The organism is Maribellus sediminis, assembly GCF_011799805.1.
Taxonomy (GTDB): domain Bacteria; phylum Bacteroidota; class Bacteroidia; order Bacteroidales; family Prolixibacteraceae; genus Draconibacterium; species Draconibacterium sediminis_A.
This window is the reverse complement of record NZ_WXUB01000004.1, coordinates 414113-432380: the sequence shown is the minus strand read 5'-3', so window position 1 is coordinate 432380 and position 18268 is coordinate 414113. Positions and strand designations below refer to the sequence as shown.

At 40.4% G+C, this 18268-nt stretch carries 14 protein-coding genes; 10 read left to right on the top strand and 4 right to left on the bottom strand.

Features of this window, described 5'->3' with window-relative positions; translation table 11 throughout:
- Positions 1-84 precede the first annotated feature (84 nt).
- The 3 genes from HFD85_RS16520 to HFD85_RS16510 are packed head-to-tail and all read left to right on the top strand — an operon-like array spanning position 85 to position 4069.
- Positions 85-816 carry a glycosyltransferase gene (locus tag HFD85_RS16520; protein ID WP_167612397.1) on the top strand — a complete coding sequence of 244 codons (732 nt, stop codon included), beginning with the start codon at positions 85-87 and terminating at the stop codon, positions 814-816.
- Complete coding sequence (locus HFD85_RS16515; RefSeq protein ID WP_167612394.1) at positions 813-1505, top strand: class I SAM-dependent methyltransferase; 693 nt, start codon at positions 813-815, stop codon at positions 1503-1505. The genes HFD85_RS16520 and HFD85_RS16515 overlap by 4 nt, the downstream gene beginning before the upstream one ends.
- Positions 1506-1522: 17 nt before the next feature.
- Entirely contained in the window at positions 1523-4069 is a 2547-nt protein-coding gene (locus tag HFD85_RS16510) for a tetratricopeptide repeat protein (RefSeq protein ID WP_167612391.1), read from the top strand.
- 22 nt (positions 4070-4091) lie between these two features.
- Here HFD85_RS16510 and HFD85_RS16505 read toward each other — a convergent pair whose 3' ends face one another.
- Complete coding sequence (locus tag HFD85_RS16505) at positions 4092-4646, bottom strand: 1-acyl-sn-glycerol-3-phosphate acyltransferase (RefSeq protein ID WP_167612388.1); 555 nt, start codon at positions 4644-4646, stop codon at positions 4092-4094.
- Between the two features lie 62 nt (positions 4647-4708).
- Positions 4709-5377: a B3/B4 domain-containing protein gene (locus HFD85_RS16500; protein ID WP_167612385.1), complete on the bottom strand. Its 669-nt coding sequence runs from the start codon at positions 5375-5377 to the stop codon at positions 4709-4711.
- A 96-nt stretch (positions 5378-5473) separates the two neighbouring features.
- Here HFD85_RS16500 and HFD85_RS16495 point away from each other — a divergent pair, with 96 nt between their 5' ends.
- Together HFD85_RS16495 and HFD85_RS16490 are read left to right on the top strand one after the other, a co-directional pair.
- Positions 5474-7063, top strand: coding sequence for a beta-N-acetylhexosaminidase (locus tag HFD85_RS16495; RefSeq protein WP_167612382.1), 1590 nt, complete (start codon positions 5474-5476; stop codon positions 7061-7063).
- A 66-nt stretch (positions 7064-7129) separates the two neighbouring features.
- The gene (locus HFD85_RS16490) at positions 7130-7651 is read left to right on the top strand and encodes a DUF4251 domain-containing protein (protein WP_167612379.1); all 522 of its coding nucleotides are present in this window, start codon (positions 7130-7132) and stop codon (positions 7649-7651) included.
- A gap of 23 nt (positions 7652-7674) precedes the next feature.
- Here the strand turns inward: HFD85_RS16490 and sfsA are convergent, their stop codons facing one another.
- Entirely contained in the window at positions 7675-8367 is a 693-nt protein-coding gene (sfsA, locus tag HFD85_RS16485; protein ID WP_167612375.1) for a DNA/RNA nuclease SfsA, read from the bottom strand.
- A 275-nt stretch (positions 8368-8642) separates the two neighbouring features.
- Positions 8643-9671, bottom strand: coding sequence for a tRNA (adenosine(37)-N6)-threonylcarbamoyltransferase complex transferase subunit TsaD (tsaD, locus tag HFD85_RS16480; protein WP_167612372.1), 1029 nt, complete (start codon positions 9669-9671; stop codon positions 8643-8645).
- 191 nt (positions 9672-9862) lie between these two features.
- Here tsaD and HFD85_RS16475 point away from each other — a divergent pair, with 191 nt between their 5' ends.
- The 5 genes from HFD85_RS16475 (at position 9863) to tolA (ending at position 18088) form a co-directional block, all read left to right on the top strand.
- Positions 9863-14236 carry a translocation/assembly module TamB domain-containing protein gene (locus HFD85_RS16475; RefSeq protein ID WP_167612369.1) on the top strand — a complete coding sequence of 1458 codons (4374 nt, stop codon included), beginning with the start codon at positions 9863-9865 and terminating at the stop codon, positions 14234-14236.
- Positions 14237-14347: 111 nt separating this feature from the next.
- Entirely contained in the window at positions 14348-15727 is a 1380-nt protein-coding gene (gene nhaD, locus HFD85_RS16470) for a sodium:proton antiporter NhaD (protein ID WP_167612366.1), read from the top strand.
- Between the two features lie 164 nt (positions 15728-15891).
- Positions 15892-16569, top strand: a complete 678-nt coding sequence (locus HFD85_RS16465; RefSeq protein ID WP_277345461.1) for a MotA/TolQ/ExbB proton channel family protein — start codon at positions 15892-15894, stop codon at positions 16567-16569.
- A gap of 9 nt (positions 16570-16578) precedes the next feature.
- On the top strand, positions 16579-16986 hold the full coding sequence (locus tag HFD85_RS16460) for an ExbD/TolR family protein (RefSeq protein WP_167612359.1): 408 nt from the start codon (positions 16579-16581) through the stop codon (positions 16984-16986).
- Positions 16987-17002: 16 nt separating this feature from the next.
- Positions 17003-18088 carry a cell envelope integrity protein TolA gene (tolA, locus tag HFD85_RS16455; protein ID WP_167612356.1) on the top strand — a complete coding sequence of 362 codons (1086 nt, stop codon included), beginning with the start codon at positions 17003-17005 and terminating at the stop codon, positions 18086-18088.
- The last annotated feature ends 180 nt before the right edge of the window (positions 18089-18268 follow it).

Below are 18268 nucleotides of genomic sequence, written 5' to 3'. Positions count from 1 at the left end.
ATAAATGCATTTATTTAATAAATTTTGCCATTAAACCTATATTTACATCAAATCTACTGATGTTTTGAAATACAATAACGCATAATGTTCAAAAGCCTAACTGTTATACCTTGTTACAATGAGGGCAAACGACTTTCAATAGAGACATTTCACGTCCATCTAAGTAATTATCCTCATGATGCACTATTGTTTGTTAATGATGGAAGTATGGACAATACATCAAGTATTATATTTGAAATAGCTAAATCCCACCAAAACGCTTTTCATCTGGACTTAGATAAGAATCGTGGCAAAGCAGAAGCAGTAAGATCTGGGATAAATTATGCTTTTTCAAATCATGACTTTAAGTTTATTGGTTTTTTTGATGCTGACATGGCAATGCCCTTGTCAACGGTTCAAGATCTATATCAAATTTTGGAAACGACGAGTTATCAAGTGGTAATCGGGACAAGATTTAAAAGACTTGGCGCAAAAATTGAAAGGTCAAAGTTTAGACATTTTTTTGGAAGGGTATTTGCGACATTTGCTGCAAATGTAATTGAAATGGGTGTTTATGACACACAATGTGGGGCCAAAATAATGACCAAGGAAATGGCTATTTTAGCTTTTAAGGAAAAATTTATTTCTAAATGGTTATTCGATATAGAGGTATTAGCTAGAATTAAGAAAGGTATTCTGAACGGAGAAAATTTAATTTACGAATTCCCCTTAAAAGAATGGAAAGAAATTGGTGGTTCTAAAATAAAACTAACCGATATATTTAGATTTCCCATTGAATTGCTTAAAATTAGAAGAAAATATTTTTTTTTAGAATGAATAGAAAAATAACAAATACAATAAGTTACATACTTGATAACTTTTTGCCACCTATACTAAGAGACAATAAATATTTTATGTATCCTGCATTTTATATCTGGTTTAAGGGTAAAAATGTTTTAAAGAACATGGAATTTAAAAGTGTATTCCACAAACTATCTAAAGAAGAATATAATTCTTACTATAATGAATATGAATACATTTCAACCCGGGAAACTGACCTAAGTTCTAAAAGTATTGAATTCATCACAAGAAATATCCAAATGAACAAAAGCGACAAATTAATTGAAATTGGATGCGGTAGTGGATATTTGTTAGACAAAATTTCAAAATTGGGTTACAATATCGTAGGCTGTGATTTAGTTGATGTCGGTTTATCTAAGAAAGGATTATCATTTGTTCAAGGAGATATTGAATCCTTGCCTTTTAGTGAAAATGAATTCGACGTTGTAATTTGTAATCACACACTTGAGCATATAATTGATGTTGCGAAAGCTGTTGAAGAATTGAAACGAATTGCAAAAAAGAAAATAATTATTACCGTCCCTTGCCAACGTTATTATAAATACACTTTCGATCTTCATATTAATTTCTTTCCACAAGACAGCTTCTTGATTAATCTTATGGGAATTGAAAATTACCAGTGCAAAAAAATTGGTGGAGACTGGTCCTATATTGGTTTCCTTTAACATTCAAATTAGACTAAATGATTAGTTTGCTTACCAAACCTTTCAACTTTTCTGCAAAATCAATATTTTGGACATTATCTTTGATTTTGCTTTTTATGATGTTCCTCATGAGCTTAAATTCAGGGAATAGCGGAGATGAACATTTTCAAGTAGACCAAGCCGAACGAGTATATAACTATTTTCAAACATTTGGGAAGGATTCCTCTGCAGTTCATCCTCCAGTAGATCTTCAAAAATATTATGGGCAATCATTTGATAATGTTGCCTTCGTCATTAATAAATGTTTTAACATCGACAATTTCTATCAAACAAATCACATCCTTAATGCAGCTACTGGTTGGCTGCTATTCCTATTTACTGCGCTAACAGCATCGATCATATTCGGATGGCAAGCGGGCATCCTTACGCTTCTTCTGATGTTCTTTTCACCTGTTTTGCTGGGAAACTCATGGAATAATCCAAAAGACATTCCCTTCGCTTTTTCGTATTCAATGGCATTATACTTTCTAGTAAGATTTATTCAGGAATTACCACACAAACGAGTTTGGACCATCCTTTTATTGACTGTTAGTATTGCGATTTCGATTAGCATTCGAATCGGGGGGCTGATCATTATTCCGTACATTTTCATGTTTACGGGGCTATATTTTTTACTGCAAAAATCATTTTATTCTAAGAAAGGACTTATACAGGCAATTAAGACATTACCTATCCTTTTAATTATTAGCGTCGTAGGTTATTTCCTCGGGCTGATATTTTGGCCTTATGCTATAGAAAATCCTCTGAAGAATCCAATTGAGTCTTTATCCCAGATGACGAATTTCCAGGTAGGCCTTAATCAGTTATTTGACGGTGAAATAATTATGTCGAAAAATATTCCCTGGTACTATGGATTGAAATATCTACTAATTAAATCACCATTAATCATTGCGATTGGCATTTTAATGTTTTTAATTACAGTTCCATTTAGAAAAAATCTTAAAAACAAATTTCTACTTTACTTTTTAATTTTCTTTGCCTTTGGATTTCCAATTGGATACACCATCTATAAAGATTCAAACTTATATGGAGGGATAAGGCACCTTCTATGGACTTTAGGACCGGCAACAATTTTAGCAGCTGGTGGATTTGAATTCTTTATTTCAAAACAAAAAAAATATATTCCATATGCAGCCGGTGTCATCGCTTCAATTCTTTTATTAAAACCGGCTATTCATACCTTTAAAAATCACCCATATCAGTATGTATATTACAATCAACTTGTGGGTGGAACAAAAGGAGCATATGGGAAATATGAAATGGATTACTATTACCACAGTTTAAGAGAAGGAGCCGAATGGATAATTGAAAACGAATTGCCAAACTACGATACACTTACAGTTACTACCAATCACAGACGTATAACATCATACTATTTTAGAAATTACCCACAGGTAAAAGTTATCTATTCTCGGTATTATGAAAAAAGTAAAGATGACTGGGATTATGCCATTTGGGCCAATGAACATATTACCCCTTATCAGTTAGAAAAAGGATATTGGCCTCCAAAGGAAACTATTCACACGATGGATGTTGATGGAAAGCCAATAGGAGCTGTGGTTAAACGAATTTCACACGAAGATTTTGAAGGATTTGAGGCTTTGAATAAAAGAAGACTACCGGAAGCCAAACAACATTTTAGAAACTTTCTGAAGTTATATCCGGAGAATGAAGAAGTTCTCGAAGGATATGCAAGAATATTTCTAATGGAACGTAACTTGGATTCAACCATAATTTATGCGGATAAATCCATAGAGTATAATCCAAGGCAACTTGGTGCCTGGTTACTTAAAGCTTCTGCCTTAAATTCGAAAAAAGATTACCAGGCTGCACTCGCGGCTTCTGATAACATGATTGAAATAAAAGACGACTTTGCCGAAGGCCATTATCAAAAGGGGTATGCTTTAAACCAATTGAATAAACCGAATGATGCTTTAAAAGAACTTCAGAAAGCCATCTCTTTTAAAAATGATTATTATCAATCATACTATTTAATGGGTGAGATTCTCAGCAATTATAAAAACTATAAAAAAGCTATTGAGATTTATTCTAAAGTCCTGGACAAAAGAAAAGATGATTTTGTTGCCACCGTAAACATTGCCAGGAATCAATACTTATCAGGAAATGAAAATAACGCCACAGAAATTCTGGAGCGTATTCCTGCAAATCGACAAAACAGGATTGAAGTTGTTGCCTTAAAATGTAGAATGGCCTTGGATAAAAATGATCTAAACACAGCTTCCTACTATTTAAACATGGCCAGAAACATCAATAATAACGCTGATTTAAATGTGTTAAGAGGACGATTCTTACTCACTCAAAACAACAGACAAGGGGCTGAAAATTTTCTGAAACAAGCTGTCGAAATTGATCCAACTAATCGGGAAGCTCAGGAAATATCAAAATCACTGCAAGCAGCCGCAAAAGCAGTTAAGCCAAATGCTCCGAAAGAAGAACCTCAATCGATAATGTTTCAAAAACCAAAAGCTAAAAAAGTTAATCCACTTGCACTTCCGGCTAAATAAAGTATAGGTTTGATTAATTACATCAATAATCGGTAGTAAACAGCTCGGGATATTTACCAACAATGCCCATTTCGCGGTAGTGGTCCTTCATGCGTTTAATATCGGCATCAGCATCGTCGGTAATTTCAAAACGGTCGCCGGTCGAGATTACTTTTCTTCCCCAGTCGAAACTGCCTAAATACACCGGAATACCGGTTTCGCGGGCTATAATATGAAATCCAGCCTTCCACTTTTTGGTTAACTTCCGTGTTCCTTCGGGAGTAAGCGCCAGGTGAACGCGTTCGTTTTCATTAATGTGTTGAATGGTTTGCCGTATTACGTTGGCACCGCGCGAACGATCGATGGGTAATCCACCCATTTTTTTGATGAAATACCCCAGCGGCCAAAAGAAGAATTCTTTTTTTATGAGTACGTTCGCCGTTCTTCCGTCGGAAGCGTAATACAACCACGAGATCACAAAATCCCAGGCACTGGTGTGCGGAACACCAATAATTATACACTTATCTACTTGCGGAATCTTCTCATAAACAGGAGTCCATCCCAGTAATCGCAACATTAATTTTGCAAAAGCTTTCATCTTTATAATTTTCTATTGGTAAGTAGCAGAATATTCATATACTTGCAGTTACCTGAATATTTTTAATTAGCACTAATAGTTTTCAACTCGAAATCTGTTGCACCTGCAAAACGTGTCAATAAATCAACTGCCATTTGCGTTGCACCTTCAAGTAATTCCTGCGCTCCGTAATCAATAATGATCATCAGAAAACGCCTGGTTTCTTCACTTACACTGGTTCGAACAGAGTCGCTGGTCGGTGTTCCGAAAGCCCCCTGATCATCACGAAAGACCGGCATGTATTCGATGTTTAGTTCACCGCGACCAATTCCAGTGTAGGCTTCATCTTTCTCACCAATTCCAAATTTAACCTGACCCTGAATTTTATCAGCATCGTAACCACCAATTGAAAATCCCGAGGTAACTGAAACCAGGTTCAGAGCATCAACCACATTGTTCACCTGGTAAATTTCGTTTCGGTTCACTGCCCTTCTCAGCAAAGCTTCGGCAGATAAACGGTAACGTGCCGGATCTTTCCCGCAAGTTTTGTAGGCTTTTCGTGAAGCAGCAATTGCTGGAAGTTGACTTATTCCCTCAATCTTAAGGCTTTGATGAAGTTCACCAATCTTTTTTTCAATCTGTTGCCAAAGCTCAGCATTGTTAGCCTCTACCTCAACAGTGCAGGCTATGCACGACAACTTTAGCTCAGGTACTTTTTGCTTTAGTATTTCCGAAATTTCAATTTTTTGCATGAATGACAATACTTATTTTTTTATCATCTGCTGTAAAACTTATAAAATTTTTACAAAACTTTCTATTTTCGTAAAATAAACATCAAAACTATTAAAATGAATCGATTATTCTCAGTTATCCTTTTAATTATTCTTGCCTTCCCACTTATGGCTCAGGAAATTTCAATCATTCCAAAACCCGCTGAAATGGCTGTTCAGAACGGTCAGTTCAAGATGGATAAGAATTGCACCTTAGAATTCGACGAGAATAACAAAGATGCTGCACGTATTGCTGCATTTTTTAACGACTACCTCGACAATTTATACGGATTCAAACTCTCGAATAACGCATCGGGAAATGCCGTAAGTTTGAAAATTATCAGCTCGTTGGACATGGGACAGGAAGCATACCTGTTGAAAGTAAACAAAGACGGGGTCGTAATCACTGCATCCAATCCCGCAGGACTTTTCTACGGCTTACAAAGCTTAAAACAACTGCTGCCTGTTGAAACAGAAAACGGAAGTTTAACCATTCCATGTATCGATATTAAAGACAAACCACGTTTTGCATGGCGTGGAAATATGTTGGACGTTGGCCGCCACTATTTTCCGGTGAGCTTCATAAAAAATTACATCGATATTCTGGCCATGTATAAAATCAACACCTTCCACTGGCACCTCACCGAAGATCAGGGATGGCGCATCGAAATCAAAAAATATCCTTTGCTCACCGAAATTTCACACTGGCGCGATGAAACCCTTTTGGGACATTTCCGAAGTGGTCAGGAAAAAGATGGAATCGGCTACGGAGGTTTTTACACCCAGGACCAGTGCCGCGAGATTGTTCGCTACGCAGCCGAACGTTACATCACTGTTGTTCCTGAAATTGAAATGCCGGGACACTCGAGCGCCGCTTTGGCTGCCTACCCAAACCTTGGTTGTACCGGTGGCCCCTACAAAGTCCAGGAAACATGGGGAGTTCATAAAGATGTGTACTGTGCCGGAAAAGACGAAACCTTCAATTTTCTGAAAAACGTTCTGGATGAAGTGCTCGACATTTTCCCTTCCGAGTTCATTCATATTGGTGGCGATGAATGCCCGAAAGATGCGTGGGAACAATGCGATGCCTGCCAGAAACGAATCAAAGACAATGGACTGGAAAACGAACACGAATTGCAAAGCTGGTTTATTACACAAATCGATCACTACCTGAGTTCAAAAGGCCGTCGTTTGATTGGCTGGGACGAGATTCTCGAAGGTGGTCTTGCACCGGAAGCCACTGTTATGAGCTGGCGCGGAACCAAAGGCGGAATTGAAGCTGCAAAACAAAAACACGATGTGGTAATGAGTCCGAATTCGCACATGTACATCGATTATTACCAATCGAAAAACAAGGACGATGAACCGCTTGCCATCGGTGGATTCCTTCCGGTTGAGAAGGTTTACAGCTACGAACCGGTTCCCGAAGAACTGAATGCCGACGAAGTAAAACATATTTTGGGAGTTCAAACCAATTTGTGGACGGAATATGTGGCTACAACAAAAAAAGCCGAATACATGCTGCTTCCAAGACTACAGGCTCAAGCCGAAGTTGGCTGGTCACCAAAAGCTGAAAAGGATTATGCTGATTTCAGCAAACGACTTGAAAACGATTACCTGCGATTAACGAAACTTGGTATAAATTACAGAGATCACCGAAAGGAGTAGGTCCAAAATTTCATATTAACATTTTTTCGGCTTAAATTTAGAAGTGTTAAATAAAAACTAGTCATCATGAGACATATATTAATTGTTAGTTTGTTCCTGGTTGCTTCGGTACTTGTGCAGGCTCAGGAAACTAAAATGAGCAGGAAAGAAAAAAAAGCTGCTCAGAAGGCCGAAATGATCGAAAAAACAAAAGCCCTGATTGAAGCTGAGGCCTGGCAGTTTAGTGCCACCCAAATGCTTCCCGCAAAAGGAAGAAGCAGAAGTCTAACCACTTCGTACAGTGTTATTCTAAAAGACAAAAAAGTAGATTCCTACCTCCCATACTTTGGAGAAGCCTACCAGGCAGATTATGGATCAACAGATTCGCCTTTGCAGTTTATATCCGACATCACTGAATATTCTATAGAAGACTGGAAAAAAGGAGGATGGATTGTCAAGTTCAGGGCTAAAAACAAAAACGATGTTATTAATTTCACGTTCACAATTTCGGAATCAGGTTCGTCATCGCTGAATGTAATCAGTACCAACCGACAATCAATTTCTTATTATGGCGATCTTGAGGAGATTCCCAAAAAGGAAAAAAAGTAAAGATTTTCTTAAGATATTAAAACTTAAATTTCAACCGGAAGTGGATTCGTTAAGCGGATTGCTTCCGGTTTTATTTTGGCTTTCATTACAACGACCTCTACACCATTTTCAACTGCCAGTTTTAATGCTGCCGCATAATCCGGATCTATTTCTTTTGCCGGCGCAAAAACCTCAACGTCGCTACGTTGAACAATATAGAGCATTACCGCGCGCATTCCTTCCTTTTTTACCTGCATCAATGTTTTCAGGTGCTTTTGTCCACGGGTAGTTACAGCATCCGGGAACAGGGCATATTTTCCTTCTTTCAGCGTTACATTCTTCACCTCCACGAAACACTTTTCATCCTCATTCTCGGCATATACATCAAAACGCGAATCGCCAAATTTTACCTCCCGCTGAACTGTGGTATAAACACCTAAACCTGGAATCTCGTTGTTCAAAATGGCTTCATAAGCAAGGATGTTTGGAATACCTGTGTTAATGCCCACCCAGTCATTATTTATTTTGATCATCTCCCAGGTGAATTTTGTCTTTCGTTTGGGATCATTAACTGGTGTTAGAAAGACTTCTGCCCCATTTTCCAAACAGCTTTTCATGGTACCGGAGTTGGTACAATGCGCCACAACCACTGTTCCATCATCCAGCTCTACATCGGCCAGAAAACGTTTGTAGCGTTTGATAAGTTTCCCGTGAATAAGTTTTTCTTTAAAAACCATTTCAGTATTCAGTCGCAGTTATCGAGCCTGGTTTTCTGATCAAAAATCTTAAATCGTTAATCGAAATTCGGCGTTCAAAGTTTTCAGTCGCAGTCTCAGTTGACAGATTAAAGTTCTTAGAAGTTTACAACTTCTTAGAACTTATTCCATTCAGTTGTCAGTCGCATCCGAAGTCGCTGTTCTCAGAAGATTTTAGCTTTCTCTCATTTCCGCCTTAAAGCATTCCCCCGATCCTTCAATCCTTCAATCCTTCTATCCTTCAATCATTCAACTCCTTACAGCTGCGTACGCGCAAAAGGAACAGTATCCTGCGCCGTAAATTCCTGTTTCAGGTATTTATAATAGCCGCTGATCGCAATCATGGCCGCATTGTCCATGGTGTATTCAAATTTTGGAATGATCAGGTTCCAGCCATATTTAGCGGCATTATTTTTTAGGGCATTTCGTAATCCTGAGTTGGCCGAAACACCGCCGGCAATTGTAATCTCTTTTATCCCGGTTTCTTTGGCAGCCCGTTTTAGTTTGCTTAATAAAATCTCGATGATGGTATGTTGAAGCGATGCACAAAGATCGGCTTTGTTCTCTTCCACAAAATTCTCGTTCTCTTTTATTTGATCGCGCAGAAAATAAAGGAAATTGGTTTTTAAGCCGCTAAAACTGTAATCGAGTCCCGGAATTTTGGGACGTGAAAATTCAAAGCGATTCGGGTCGCCTTCTTTGGCCAGTCGGTCGACATGCGGACCACCGGGGTATGGCAAACCCATAACTTTGGCACATTTATCAAAAGCTTCGCCGGCAGCATCGTCGATGGTCTGCCCGATCACCTCCATATTCAGGTAATCGCGAACCAGGATAATCTGTGAATTACCGCCGGAAACCAGCAGACATAGAAACGGGAATTTGGGCGGATTGTATTCAATCCCGTTTTCACGAATAAACAGCGCCAGAACGTGTCCCTGCAAATGATTTACCTCAATCAACGGGATATCCAACGATAACGAAAAACCTTTGGCAAACGAAGTACCAACCAACAACGATCCCAGCAAACCCGGACCGCGGGTAAATGCCACGGCATCAATATCAGTGCGATCAATTCCAGCCCGTTTAATGGCCAAATCGACTACCGGAATTATATTTTGCTGATGTGCGCGTGAAGCAAGTTCAGGAACAACTCCCCCGAATTCTTCATGAACCTTCTGGTTTGCCACCACATTCGACAAGATCAGTTCGTTTTGAATTACCGCCGCCGAAGTATCGTCACACGACGATTCTATCCCCAATATTGTTATCCTTTTTTCCGACATATGACTATCAAAGTAAATTACGTTTATTAAACAAGAATTAACGGAACTGGTTTATATCTTTGCGTTATTAATAAGGGCTGGTTGACAAGTCCCTTAATTTCCGTGGCTCAAAATCCATGAAAAGATATATGTTCGTTTAAAATTGCAAAACTATCAAAAAAGGCTGGAAAATACTCATCATTGTTCTGGCAGTGTTTATCGCATTGCTGGGATCATCGTACCTGGCGCTTCAAAACAGCTGGGTACAAACCCGTATCACCCGCCACATTGCTAATGTACTATCCGAAAAACTGAACACCCACATCTCGGTTGGCCGCGTTGACATTCGTTTTTTTAAAAAGCTTTACTTCGAAGATATTCTTATTGAAGACCAAAGCAGCGATACTTTACTTTATGCTGAGTTGCTTACCGCCACCATCGATACTTTTCGGTTTAAAAAGCAAATCCTTCAGATCGACGAACTTTCGTTTAGCGGTAATCACTTGAAACTAAACCGCGATACTGCCGACAATTTCAACTTCAGCTTTATTTTTCAGGCGATGGGAAACCAGTCTTCCGATAAGCAGAACAACTGGTTTATTCAGTGCAATACTTTTCATTTTGAAGGAATGGACATCGAATACTTCGATTATTACGCACAGGATGCTAAAAGCATTTTTGTTGAAGACCTTAATCTCGATGTACAGGGATTCAGAAGTGTAGCCGATTCCGTATCCTTTCGAATCAATCAGCTGGTGATGAACGATGGGAAAAACCTGGAACTGGACAAACTGAATGCCGATGTTTCCATTAAAGCCAAAGAAATAAATATTCAGAACGGCAATCTCGAAAGCCGGTATTCCGCAATTAATGATGCGTCCATTCGCCTTGAATTACCGACGCAGAACGATTCGGTGCAAACTCCGCTCAACCTCGATTTTAAGATTGGAAAATCGAAAGTGAGTTTCAGGGAACTTGGCCTGCTGTTGCCCGGATTTAAAGGCATGGACCAACTGGTTGAAATTTCGGGGCAGATATATGGAAACATCAACGACTTAAAAGGAAAAAACATTCAGCTGAACACAGGCCAGGAAACCAGTGCCGTGCTCGACTTTTACATCAACGAACCGCGTAACCCGGAGAGCATGTACCTTTTCCTCGATCTGAAAGAGTCGCAAACCTCGTTCTCCGATCTGGCCAACATCCGTCTTCCCGATGATTACAAATACCGTTTCTTAAGTTTTCCTGAAGGATTTTACGAAGCCGGCTTGCTGAATTTCACAGGAAACTTTAGTGGTTTCTTAAGCGACTTTGTAACCTTTGGTACGCTCGAAAGCCAAATGGGAACTTTAAAAACTGACATTCTGGTAACTCCCGAAAAATCGGGTAACATCTATTACCGCGGAAACCTGTCGACACAAAACTTCCGACTCGACGAGCTTTTCAATAAAAACTACCTGGGTGAACTCACCTTCAGTGGTTCGGTTGATGGCAACTATAACACGAAAAGCAAAAATGTTTCAGGAATTTTCAAAGGCGACATTTCAAGAATCGACCTGTACAATTATGCCTACACCGATATTCAATTCGATGGCATTCTGCGCGATAAAATGTTCGACGGTTTGTTGAGCATGAACGATCCAAACTTGAAATTCTCCTTTCTTGGCCAGGTTGATTTTAACCACGAAATGCCCGATTTCGATTTCATGTTAAGCGTTGAACGTGCCTTACCCGGGAACCTGAACCTCAGCAAAACTTTTCCAAAAGCTGAAATGGCATTCGATATGAATGCAAATTTCAGAGGAAATAAAGTTGACAACATCGACGGATCGATTGAGATCGGCGAAGGATACTACAAAAACAGGAACGGAGAAATAAATTTGGGAGGCATGACTTTAAAGACCAACCAGCAAAATAATAAGGACTCGCTGACTTTTCGTTCTGATTTTCTGGATGTGGATATCGAAGGCGACTACCACTTCAGAAGCCTCTTTACTACGCTCGCACAAACATTTAACCGCTTCGTTCCTTCGTATCCGATCGATATCAAACAAAAAGAACTGGGCAATACTTTTAGTTACAAGTTAAGTGTAAAGGAAATTAACAGCCTGGCAGATATTATAATTCCCGGGCTAAAAATCGACAAACCATTTTTGCTTTACGGGAAGGTTAATTCAGAAACTAATAATTTCGAACTGGAGGGCAGTATTCCGGGAATCCGCTACAACAACCTGATTGGGCGCGATATTTTTATCGGAAATAAAATCATCGAAAACACATACAACTCCAAATTCCGCTTTGGGGAAATCCACCTGGCTAACGAAATGAATTTGTACAACTTCAAGGTGGATTCAAAAGTTACCGACAATGTAATCGATAATGCCATTTCGTGGAGTAACTACGACGAAGTGACCTACAGCGGCGACATTCGCACGCAAACAGTATTCACAAAGTCGGAAACCGATAAATATGCCCATATTCAGATCAGCGGAAAAGACTCGAAGATTTTTATTGCCGACACCGTTTGGAACATTACTCCATTTGAAATCAGCATCGATTCAACCGATGTTCTGGTTTCAGGGTTCAACCTGTTCAACGATAATCAAAGGCTGGCAATCAGCGGAACAGTCAGGCAAAATCAAAGCGATTTGTTACGGCTGCAGTTCATGAACATTAACCTGCAGCATTTGGGAACTTACCTGAAAACCGACCTTGAGTTTACAGGAATTGCCAACGGTACCATAGGGTTTTCAGGATTAATGGACGAACCCATGTTTTTGTCCGACATGAATATTCGCGATCTAAGATACAGAGATAGTAAACTGGGCAATATTTCTCTTACGAGTAAATGGAACAGCCAGCAATCGTGGATCGATTCGGAATTAAAAGTACTGGATGGAGACCGCACCCGCCTTCAGGCATTTGGATCGTACAAGCCATCGACAAATACCATGAATTTTGATGCCAATCTTGACAGTGTCCCGCTGATTATTCTCGAAACTGTAATGGGTAATAGTTTCAGCAACATCCATGGCTATGGAAGCGGAAAAGTGAACATTGGCGGAACCACTGATAAAGTCCTGCTCAACGGAGCATTAATGGGAACGAATGCCGGATTGACCATCGATGTTACTCAAATCCCTTATTCTTTTAGCGACAGTGTATACTTTATTAACGATACCATCTTATTCGACAATATCCTTGTTTTCGACGACAAGAACAATCGCGGACGATTTAACGGGACCATTGTACACGAAAACTTTAACAACATGAATTATGATCTTAAGATGTCTTCAAATAAGATCAGAGCCATGAACACCTCGCCTCGCGACAACGAACAATTTTACGGAGTTGCCGTTGTTAGTGGTCAACTCGACATTACCGGAAAAGGGACAGTGGTTAACCTGAATGGGTCGGTTACCAGCCTGCAGGGCACAGAGGTAAACATTTCGATGGAAGGTGAAAATGAAGTTGAAAAATACGATTTCATCAGTTTTGTAACTCCCGAAAGCACTGAAGAGTCAGATTTTTATAAAATTTCAACTTCCCCTTCGAGCGAGATAAACATGAGTATGGCCATTGAAGCTACTCCTGAAGCAAAAGTACAACTCATCTATAATTCACAAATTGGTGATATTATAAAAGCACAAGGCGAAGGCATTCTTATTTTTGAAATGAATCCCGAAGGTGAAATATTTTTGTCGGGTAACTATCATCCCACCAAAGGTGATTACCTTTTCACACTCCAGAATGTGATCAACAAACGTTTTACCATTCAACAGGGAGGATCCATAGTTTGGTCGGGCGACCCTTACAATGCCAATATCGATTTAAGTGCGGTGTATAAATTAAAAGCCTCGCTTTACGACCTGATGTATGACGATTATAATAACATTAGTCAAAACCAGCGTGTACAGGTAGAATGTATTATTCACCTCAAAGATGAACTGGCGAATCCGACCATTAGTTTCGACATTAACCTCCCGAATATAGAAACACAGGTAAAAGATGTGGTTCAGCAATATTTCAGCACCGAAGATGACCTCAACAAACAAATACTGTCGTTAATTGTGATGGGGAAATTTTATGTTCCGGAATACAAACGAGGAATATATGAAGCCCAAAACACAAACATGTTCGGGACAACTGCGAGTGAGCTTTTCTCAAACCAACTGAGTAACTGGCTTTCGCAGATCGACGAAAACTGGGATGTGGGTATTAACTACCGCCCCGGAAACAATGTAACCGACGATGAAATTGAGCTGGCACTTAGTACCCAGATTTTTAACGACCGTGTAACGCTGAACGGAAATATCGGGAATAACGTTAACCAGTACACCGGAAACAGCAGCCAAATAGTTGGCGATTTCGAGATCAATGTAAAACTGGTGCCAAGCGGCAAACTTCAGTTTAAAGCCTACAACCGTTCAAATAACAACCTCATCTACGAAACTGCACCTTATACTCAGGGCATCGGTTTATCGGTTACCGAAGAGTACAATACCTTTGGCGAACTGCTCAGAAAGCTGGGTAAGTTATTTACCCGAAAGAAGAAAGAAACTGAAACCGATCAAGTTGGATTGTAAGCAGAAAAAATAAATAAAATAAAATTGCTGATAAAATTCCTGTTATTGTCAGCTGCAACATATATTTTTGTGATCTTAAAATTTAAACTAAAACCTTAATCATCTTTTGTCATGTTTATATTAATGGTTGTGATTTTCATTCTGGGGTATACTGCTATTGCCCTGGAACATCCCCTAAAAGTAGACAAAGCAGCTTCGGCTTTAATTATCGGTACTTTAACCTGGGTCGTTTATATGCTCGGGGCCGAGTCGATATTGCATCTGGGCTTCAGCCCGTCGTGGTCGAACTTTCTGGCCGAACACCCTGATGCGCATGGTCTGCATGCGGTCCACGAATTTATTGTAGAGAGTGAGATTATTCACCACCTCGGGGAAATTTCTGAAATCCTTTTCTTCCTGCTTGGAGCGATGACAATCGTGGAAGTGGTTGATCAGCACGAAGGATTCAAGATCATAACCGATAAAATAAAGACCACCAACAAGGTAAAACTGCTGTGGATATTGAGCTTCCTGACATTCTTCATGTCAGCACTTCTCGATAACCTTACTACAACTATTGTTCTGGTAGCTTTGTTGCGCAAACTTATCGACGATAAACAAACCCGCTGGTTCTTTGCCAGTATGGTAGTTCTTGCCGCTAATGCCGGTGGAGCCTGGTCGCCAATTGGTGATGTTACCACAATTATGTTGTGGATCGGCGGACAAGTAACCGCACTTCGAATCATCGAAGGTGTATTCCTTCCAAGTTTAGTATGTATGGTTGTGCCGCTTGGTATTCTTTCGTTTACGATGAAGGGTAATGTTACCCGCCCCGAAGTTGAAGAGGACGACATCGATTATACCACAAAAACGGAACAAATCCTGTTTCTGGTTCTGGGAATCTCGGGCCTGTTATTTGTACCGGTTTTCAAAACACTGACGCACCTTCCTCCGTACATGGGTATGTTGCTTTCATTGGGTATTCTCTGGGTTGTTGGTGAACTCATTCATAAGGATAAACCAAAAGAAATCAGAGATAAACTTAAAGTTATTGCCATTCTTCGTCGTGTGGACGTACCAACGGTTCTGTTTTTCCTCGGAATTCTTTCAGCTGTTGCCGCTTTACAATCGGCCGGTCACCTGAGCCTGCTTTCACGGTTCCTCGACGAAAAATTGGGTAACATTTTCCTTATCGACCTTGCAATCGGTGTACTTTCATCAATTGTAGATAATGTTCCGCTGGTGGCTGGTGCCATGGGAATGTACCCGATTACCGATGCAGCTTCAACGGGTTACAATGCCTTTTTCACGGTTGATGGCGCCTTCTGGGAATTCCTGGCATACACTGCCGGAACAGGTGGTAGTATGTTGATTATTGGTTCTGCTGCAGGTGTTGCTGCTATGGGTCTCGAAAAGATCGATTTCATCTGGTACCTGAAAAGAATCAGCTGGCTTGCTTTAGTTGGTTATCTTTCCGGTGCGGCAGTTTACTACATCGAATTTGGCCTGTAGTCTATCAAATACAGATTGTTCATAACTAAAGAGGCGCAAGCAATCTGCCGAAAAAAATACAGTAAAAATATTCCTTACTTTAGCGGGGTATAATATTTGATATTATACCTCGTTTTTTATTAAAGAAATTAGAACAATATTAAGTGCACATGTTAAACTTATTGATGATCCAGACAGATCTTCCGCAGGAAATGGAAGCACTGGTAAACGAACCGGAAGGAATCTCCACAAAATTTATTGATCTGGCCCTGAAAGGTGGTTGGATTATGATACCCATTATCTTACTTTCTTTTGTAGCGGTTTATATTTTCTTCGACCGTTATTTCGCCATCAAAAAGGCTGGAAAATTTGATTCGGGATTATTGGAGAAAGTAAAAGTGTACATCACTTCCAATAAAATTGATGCTGCAATTGCTCTTTGCCGCAGTAATTCAAATCCGGCATCGCGAATGCTTGAGAAAGGAATCAGCCGCATCGGCCGGCCACTTGCCGATGTAAACACTGCCATTGAGAATGTTGGCAACCTCGAAATTCAGAAACTGGAAAAGGGACTTCCTGTTCTGGCATCGGTTGCCGGGGGTGCACCAATGATCGGTTTTCTTGGAACTGTAATTGGAATGATCCAGGCTTTCTACGACATGTCGAACGCAGGAAACAACATCGATGTAACCTTACTTTCAACCGGTATCTACCAGGCAATGGTAACTACCGTAGCCGGTCTGACAGTGGGTATTATAGCTTATTTTGCCTACAACATTCTGGTGTCGAATGTAGAGAAAGTGGTGTTTAAAATGGAAGCAACCACTTCTGATTTTATGGATCTGTTGAACGAACCGGCTTAAAACCGAAGTATGGCATTAAAAAAACGAAATAAAATAAATGCAGCTTTTAGCATGTCGTCGATGACCGACATTGTTTTTTTATTGTTGATTTTCTTTATGGTGACATCGACTTTAATCGCGCCAAACGCGCTGAAGTTGCTGCTTCCGCAAAGTAACAATCAAACTGCAGCCAAACCCATCACCACCATTTCAATCACAAAAGATCTGAAATATTACATTAACGATGACGGAAGTTTGAAACGTGTTCAATTCCGCGAAATCGAGCCTTTCCTGCGAAACAAATATGGCGTTGGAAACGACGACATTTATATTTCGCTGCATGCCGATAAATCGGTTGATTGGGAAGAAGTGGTAAAAATAATGAACATCTGCCGCAAGAATAAGTATAAAATGATAGCCGCCACATCGCCGGAATAGTTGCAAGCGGATATTTATGAAGGAAACAGAATACTATAGCGAAAAGAAAAAAGGACTTGTCGGAACGATCATATTTCACGCGATCGTATTGATCCTTTTACTGATTTTTGGATTTTTCACCCCACTACCTTTACCGGGTGAAGAAGGTATTCTTGTGAACTTTGGCAATACCGACAATGGTCTGGGCGATCGTGAACCGGCACCTGCACGTCGCCAACAACAGCAAACTCCTCCTTCACCTCCACAAAAACAAGAGCCAAAAGCTTCAACGCCACCTGCTCAAACAACACCTCCGCCTGCTCAGCAATCGAAACCAGAGCCGGCCAAAGAAGTGACCATGACCCAGGATTACGAAAAAACCGCGGCTATTGATGCGGCTGAAAAAAAGAAACGGGAAGAAGCGGATCGCAAAAAGCAGGAAGAATTAGCAGAACAACGCAAAAAAGAACAGGAAGCCTTAAAGAAAAAACAGGCAGAAGAGGCTCAGGCAAAGGTACTGGCTGATGCTGAAGCGAAGAGAAAAGCGGAGGCAGAGGCAAAAGCAAAAGCCGAAGCGGAAGCAAAAGCCAAGGCCGAAGCAGAACGGAAAGCACGTGAAGAGGCTGAGCGGAAGCAACGCGAAGAAGAGCAACGCAAAATAAGTGAAATCAATTCGCGAACCCAGGGAGCATTTGCCAATAGTGGCAATGGCAGCGGCGGAACCGGTAGCGGTGATGGAAAAAGCCAGGGAGTTACTTTTCCGGGCGGAAACCAAGGCGTACCTACCGGCGATCCGAATGCCAACCAATACGGACAAGGCGGCAGCGGAAGTGGCAACCAGGGAACAGGTCCTTCTTATGATCTGAACGGCCGTTCGGCTAGAGGTAGCTGGCCAAAACCCAAATACCCGGGTGACGATGCCGGTACTGTAGTAGTGCGAATTACAGTGGACAGAAATGGTAATGTAACGAATGCTGATGCCGGTGCACCGGGAACAACAATTTCGGATGAACGTTTTCACAAGGCAGCCGAAGAAGCAGCATTAAAAGCTAAATTCAACGTCAACAACAATGCTCCGGCATTCCAGCAGGGAACCATCACTTATCGTTTTGTTCTGGATTAGGAATGCTGAAGGATTGAAGGATCGGAGGAATGCTTTTATGCGTAAATGCTGTAATGCTTAAATTTTCCGGAAACTGCGACTGGAAACTGAGACTGAGACTAAAAACTCTGACCCCTGAACTTTAAACTCTGAACTCCCAATACGAATTCGCTGATAACAATCACGTTTTATATCCAACAA

What these genes read in the sequence shown, in the direction of transcription:
- HFD85_RS16520 (WP_167612397.1), top strand. Translation starts at nt 85, where the DNA reads ATGTTCAAAAGCCTAACTGTTATACCTTGTTACAATGAGGGCAAACGA.
- HFD85_RS16515 (WP_167612394.1), top strand. Translation starts at nt 813, where the DNA reads ATGAATAGAAAAATAACAAATACAATAAGTTACATACTTGATAACTTT.
- HFD85_RS16510 (WP_167612391.1), top strand. Translation starts at nt 1,523, where the DNA reads ATGATTAGTTTGCTTACCAAACCTTTCAACTTTTCTGCAAAATCAATA.
- HFD85_RS16505 (WP_167612388.1), bottom strand. Translation starts at nt 4,646, where the DNA reads ATGAAAGCTTTTGCAAAATTAATGTTGCGATTACTGGGATGGACTCCT.
- HFD85_RS16500 (WP_167612385.1), bottom strand. Translation starts at nt 5,377, where the DNA reads ATGCAAAAAATTGAAATTTCGGAAATACTAAAGCAAAAAGTACCTGAG.
- HFD85_RS16495 (WP_167612382.1), top strand. Translation starts at nt 5,474, where the DNA reads ATGAATCGATTATTCTCAGTTATCCTTTTAATTATTCTTGCCTTCCCA.
- HFD85_RS16490 (WP_167612379.1), top strand. Translation starts at nt 7,130, where the DNA reads ATGAGACATATATTAATTGTTAGTTTGTTCCTGGTTGCTTCGGTACTT.
- sfsA (WP_167612375.1), bottom strand. Translation starts at nt 8,367, where the DNA reads ATGGTTTTTAAAGAAAAACTTATTCACGGGAAACTTATCAAACGCTAC.
- tsaD (WP_167612372.1), bottom strand. Translation starts at nt 9,671, where the DNA reads ATGTCGGAAAAAAGGATAACAATATTGGGGATAGAATCGTCGTGTGAC.
- nhaD (WP_167612366.1), top strand. Translation starts at nt 14,348, where the DNA reads ATGTTTATATTAATGGTTGTGATTTTCATTCTGGGGTATACTGCTATT.
- HFD85_RS16465 (WP_277345461.1), top strand. Translation starts at nt 15,892, where the DNA reads ATGATCCAGACAGATCTTCCGCAGGAAATGGAAGCACTGGTAAACGAA.
- HFD85_RS16460 (WP_167612359.1), top strand. Translation starts at nt 16,579, where the DNA reads ATGGCATTAAAAAAACGAAATAAAATAAATGCAGCTTTTAGCATGTCG.
- tolA (WP_167612356.1), top strand. Translation starts at nt 17,003, where the DNA reads ATGAAGGAAACAGAATACTATAGCGAAAAGAAAAAAGGACTTGTCGGA.